The 5,137-nt window shown below is 72.5% G+C and carries 4 protein-coding genes and 1 pseudogene; 1 reads left to right on the top strand and 4 read right to left on the bottom strand.

The features are described from left to right. The 3 genes and pseudogenes from G3I42_RS06035 to G3I42_RS06025 form a co-directional block, all read right to left on the bottom strand. Positions 1–301, bottom strand: a pseudogene (locus tag G3I42_RS06035) (hypothetical protein); the annotation flags it as partial. Then, positions 298–1,998: a tyrosine-protein kinase gene (locus tag G3I42_RS06030; protein WP_164283080.1), complete on the bottom strand. Its 1,701-nt coding sequence runs from the start codon at positions 1,996–1,998 to the stop codon at positions 298–300. The gene G3I42_RS06030 and the pseudogene G3I42_RS06035, both read right to left, overlap by 4 nt. Next, positions 1,995–3,200 (bottom strand): glycosyltransferase family 4 protein, encoded by a 1,206-nt coding sequence (locus G3I42_RS06025; protein ID WP_164283082.1) that lies wholly within the window; start codon positions 3,198–3,200, stop codon positions 1,995–1,997. The genes G3I42_RS06030 and G3I42_RS06025 overlap by 4 nt, the downstream gene beginning before the upstream one ends. A 237-nt stretch (positions 3,201–3,437) precedes the next feature. Here G3I42_RS06025 and G3I42_RS06020 point away from each other — a divergent pair, with 237 nt between their 5' ends. Then, on the top strand, positions 3,438–3,911 hold the full coding sequence (locus G3I42_RS06020; protein ID WP_164283078.1) for an adenylyltransferase/cytidyltransferase family protein: 474 nt from the start codon (positions 3,438–3,440) through the stop codon (positions 3,909–3,911). On the opposite strand, the gene G3I42_RS06015 is transcribed toward G3I42_RS06020, so the two are convergent. Further along, positions 3,892–4,617 (bottom strand): CDP-alcohol phosphatidyltransferase family protein, encoded by a 726-nt coding sequence (locus G3I42_RS06015; protein WP_164283076.1) that lies wholly within the window; start codon positions 4,615–4,617, stop codon positions 3,892–3,894. The genes G3I42_RS06020 and G3I42_RS06015 overlap by 20 nt on opposite strands. Positions 4,618–5,137 lie beyond the last annotated feature (520 nt).

Here is a 5,137-nt window from a genome sequence, read left to right as displayed (position 1 = left end):
CCGCCGCGCCGCCCGCCACGAGCAGTGCTCCGGCGAGCAGCGAGGCGAGCGCGGTGAAGGCGGTCGCGGAGCGGCAGGCGGCGGCGAGCGCGGGCGCGCCGCCCTTCTCCAGGACGACGACCTGTCCCACGTACGACATGTTGAGGCCGAGCAGCACCGTGAAGGTCACGTAGACCATCGAGAAGGCGGCGAAGCCCGCGGCCGTCGAGACGCGGGCCACGATCACCAGGACCAGGATGTTGGTCAGGCTGGAGGCGGCCTGGTCGAGGACGGAGGCGGCGACCGTGGCCGAGCGTCTCATCTCTTGTCGCCCGTCCGCAGGTCCTCGGGCCGCAGTTGGCGCAGCGTCACGGTCTCGGTGCCGTCTCCGAGGCGCTGTTCGACGGGGGGTGCCGGGCGCGGGGCGGGGGGCGGCGGCTCGCTGCCCGCGGCGCGGTGCCCGGTGCCCTTCGCTCCGCCCCTGGTGGGGTGCCCGCCCTCGTCGTGGGTGACCGCGCCGAGCACCGTGCCCCCCGCGCCGACGATCAGCTCGCGGATGCGGACGAGTTCGGTGCGGTGCACGCTGCGCAGGTCGCAGACGATGACGACGCCGTCGACGCGGTCGACGAGGGCGAGCGCGTCGGCGTAGGAGAGGACGGGCGGGGCGAGGACGACGACGGTCGAGCCGTTCTCGTCGGCGTCCTCGATGAGCCGGGTGGTGCGGCTCGACGTGAGCGCGCGGGCCACGTTGCGCACCCGCTGGCCCGCGACGAGGTCGAAGGAACCGGCCTCGCCCGCGTCGACGGTGAGCGGACGGGTGCCGGGCCAGCCGTTGTCGTCGCTGTCGGCCGGCAGGCTCCAGCCGGGACGTCCCGCGCTCGTGTGCAGGCGCGCGGAGAGCCCGGGGGCGCGCAGGTCCGCCTCGACGAGGAGTACGTCCTTGCCGGTCTCCGCGAAGGAGGCGGCGAGGTTGGTGGCGACGGAGGTGGCCGCCTCGGCGCTCGCGTCGCGGGCCGCGACGACGAGGAGGCGGCGGCGGTCGGCGAAGCGCGCGTCGTAGGCGAGCCGGAAGGCGATCGAGCGGTACTCCTCGGCGGTGCGCGAGCCGGTCTGGTCGACGGCGAGGAGGCTCTTCGCGGCGCCGCGCGGCAGGGAGCCGAGCACGGGGGCCCGCACGGCGCGCGCGACGTCGCCCGTGGAGCGCGGCGAGGGGTCGAAGACGAGCCGCACCCAGGCGGCGAGGAGACCGAAGGCGATGCCGAAGGCACCGCCGAGCGCGAGGGATATGACGAGCCCGAGGCCGTCGGAGCCGGTCGGCGGGGTGGCCTCCTGCGTGACGGAGCCCGCGGCCATGTCGAGGCCCATGAGGGTGTCGCGCTGGTTCTGGAGGGTGCTGATGCGGCTCTTGAGGTTGACGTTCGCGGTCTGCTGGGCGTCGTAGGCGGAGGTGCCCTTCGTCATGCTGTCCAGCTGCTGCGCCAGCTCGTTCTGCTGCTTCCCGAGCGGGTCGATCTGCTTCTTGAGCCGGGCGACCATGCTGTCGCGCAGGTCGGACCACTTCTTCTCGCTCGCCGTCAGGTAGGCGTCGGCGAGCGCGTTGGCGCCGCGCGCGGCTGCCTCGGGCGAGTCGGCGGTGTAGGTGAAGCGCAGCGTGAGGCTCTGCGGGGGCGTGGTGACCTGGAGCCCCTTCTTGAGCGTGCGCGCCGAGGTGCCGTCCTTGAGCTTCTTCGCGGCGATCTGGGCGACGTTGGTGGAGAGCGCCGTCTGGCGCTCGGTGTTCATGTTGACGCTCTTGTCGGGCGCGGTGGAGCTGTCGAAGGGGTTGGTGGTGGGGGTGCGGACGACGATGTCGCTGTTGGCCGCGTACGAGTCCGCCGAGGTGATGCCGAGGTAGGCACCGCCGATCAGGCCGATCCCGATGCCCCCGCCGATCAGCCAGCGGTACCGCAGAAGCTGCCGGAACTGGTCACGCAGCAGTTCGGGTTCGTCCCCCGCCGGACTGACGTGCGAGTCGGTCATGTGCGCCAAACCCCCAGAGCCTCTTCGATGAGTGCGTCGATACGGGCGAGTCCCGCCGCGCGCGTCAGATGGGCCGCGACGTGGCGCGGTCCCGCATCCCCCAGTGCCCGGGCCTGCGCCGGGTCGTCGGCGAGTCTACGCACTTCCTTGAGCAGCGCGTCGGGGTCCTCCGGGGCGACGAGGACGCCCGCGCCCGAGCGCAGCACCTCGTGCGCGGTGCCGCCCTCGGCGGCGACCGAGGCGAGCACGGGGCGCGCGGCGGCGAAGTACGAGGTCAGCTTCGAGGGCACGCTCATGTCGAGGACGGAGGCGCGCTGCGTGACCGCGAGGACGTCGGCGGCGGCGAGGACGTCCATGAAGTCGGCGTCGTCGGCGGGCGGCAGGAAGTGCAGGTTGGGCACGCCGCGGCCGAGTTCTTCGAGGTGGGCGCGCTGGTTGCCGTCGCCCATGAGGACGAAGCGGACGGCGGGGTCGCGGCGGGCGGACTCGACGAGGACGTCGAGGCCCTGCTTGAGGCCCATGTTCCCCGAGTGCACGACGACGGTCTCGCCCGGCTTCCAGCCCAGTCGCGCGCGGGTCGCCTCGCGGTCGCCCGTGGGGCTCGTGACGTGGGACCAGTTGGGCACGAGGCGGATGCGCTCAGGGGCGACGCCGAGGGCCTCGACCTTGGCGCGGAAGGTCTCGTGGATGACTCCGACGAGGGTCGCGCGGCGCAGCGCGAACGACTCGGCGCGCGCGGCGACCTTGGCGGCCCGGTCGCCGCCGCTGATGCCGCTCTGCGCGGCGGCTGCGCCCATCAGGTCCTGGACGACGGGGACGTAGGGGACCTTCCAGCGGTGCGCGAGGCGCGCGGCGAGCACGCCGCCGGCGAGGCTCGGCATCTGCGCGTGCACGGCGTCGGGGCGCGGCATCCGGGGCGGGGCGACGGCGCCGTGCAGGAGGATCGAGCCCTCGAACAGGGCGCGGCGCACGGCGGTCTGGCGGGGCGGCACGGTGTGCCTGCGGCGGTGCACGGTGACGCCCGCACGCTGCTCGGTGCGCCGCCAGGCCCCCGCGTACTCGGGGTCGAGGCTCCACGAGGGGTAGTGCGGCATCCCGGCGAGGACGTGGGTCTCGTGGCCCGACGCGGCCCAGTGCTCGGCGATCTGTGTCGCGTACGGGCCGATCCCGGCGTGCTCCGGCGCGTAGTTGGTGGACACCATGAGCAGGGTGCGTCGCCCCGCTATGTCCCCGGTCTGATCATGTGCGCTCACGCAGCGCTCCCCTTCCCCCAGCATTTCGCTGCAATCCCCCGGGCGTTCGCGCAGGTACAGACCCTTTCGGTCCTCCAGGCGAAGCTTTCCTAGCCTAAACGTTCACTCACGCCGAAGTGAACGCGCACGCTATCGTCGGACCCGCACCGCACGAACGGTGCGAACGAGACCAGGGGGGTTTCTTTCATGGCGGAGCACAGACCGTATCGAGTCGGTTATGCCCCGGGGGCTTACGATCTCTTCCATATCGGACACCTCAACATCCTTCGGCACGCGCGCAATCACTGCGACTACCTCGTGGCGGGCGTCGTCTCGGACGAGATGCTGGAGCGCGCCAAGGGCCGTCGGCCGATGATCCCGCTGGTGGAGCGGCTGGAGATCGTGCGCAGCGTCAAGTACGTCGACGCCGCCTTCGTGGAGACCGTGCCGGACAAGGTGGAGACCTGGAAGCAGGTCCGCTTCGACGTGCTCTTCAAGGGCGACGACTGGCGCGGCACGCCGAAGGGGGACAAGCTGGAGCGCGATTTCGCGGCGGTCGGCGTGGACATCGTGTACTTCCCGTACACCGTCCACACGTCCAGCACGCAACTGCGGCGCGCGCTGGACGTGCTCACGGGGGACGAGCGGCCGGCCGGGCCGCTCAGCGCCGAACTGCGCTGAGTTCCCTGAACCACTTGGCGAGGAACGCGAGCAGGAAGAGCACGGCGGCGAGGGCGAGGGCCGCGTAGGCCCAGCGGAAACCGCTGCCCGCGCCGAGGAAGAGGAAGACCAGGCAGAAGATGCCGTGGTCGACGGGGAGCAGCGCGATCGCCCGCAGCGTCGAGGGGGCCGCGGCGGGCGTTCCCGGGGCCGGGCGCGGGGTGAGCTTCTCGGTGAGCAGTCCGCCGAAGAAGGTGACGACCGCGGCGAACTGGAAGACGAGCGGGAGCAGCAGCCAGGCGTCCTCGCCGTCGATGCCGTAGGCGTCCGGGTGGCGGTAGAAGGAGATGAGCACCGCCGCGTGCAGGGCGGTGATCTTCGCGCAGTCGACCACGTGGTCGAGCCACTCCCCGGCGGCGCTGCCGCCGCCGCGCAGCCGGGCGAGCTGGCCGTCCGCCGAGTCGAAGGCGAACCCGATCGCGAGGCCGAGCCACACGAGGACCCCGAGGCCCACGGCCGGAGTGCCGATCGCGAGGCCGACCACGGCGGCGAAGCTGAAGAGCGCGCTGATCACCGTCACCTGGTTCGGTGTCAGACGCAGCGCGTAGGAGCAGGCGGCGAGGACGCGCCCCGCCGGGCGGTTGGCGAAGCGGGAGTAGAGCGAGACGCCTTTCGAGGACTTCTGCGCGGTTCTCAGCTCGCGAAGCGCGGTGTTGATCGTTCCCATGGCCCCCCCGGGTCATTTTTCGTTCATGTGCCGGTCAATAATGTCAGGCGGCATTCGCGACCCGGCGGGCGGTACGGGTGATGCGGGCGGCTACGGCATCGTCCGCGCACCGCCCGGGGAAGAACACGAGGCCCCGCGCGCCCCTCCGGCCCGCCGACCCGCCTCCGCGCCGGACCGCCTCCGCGTCGATCTCCCGCACACCGCGGCAGCGGCAGGCCCGCCGGGCCCCGTCCGGCAAACCCGCCTCCTCTATCACAATCACCCCATCCCCGATAGAGGTTCGGCGGTAAACACCCCCATCGGGCGCTATGCCCGTACAGCACCCCAAGAGTCCGCTTCGGCACGGTTAGCATGGCCCGCACGCGGCCCCGGTCCGCGTCTCGTACGTCGCCGTACTCCCCTCCCCCACCGTCGAGACCGAGGGAACCGCGGAATGCCAGTGACCGCTCAACACCCGCGCCGCCCGGGCCGCCCCGGGCGCCTGCCCCGGGCCGCGCCGCCCCTGCTCCTGCTCGCCCTC

Source organism: Streptomyces sp. SID11385, assembly GCF_010548245.1.
GTDB lineage: Bacteria > Actinomycetota > Actinomycetes > Streptomycetales > Streptomycetaceae > Streptomyces.
The sequence above is the reverse complement of the archived record's forward strand: the minus strand, read 5'-3'. Positions and strand labels throughout refer to the sequence as shown.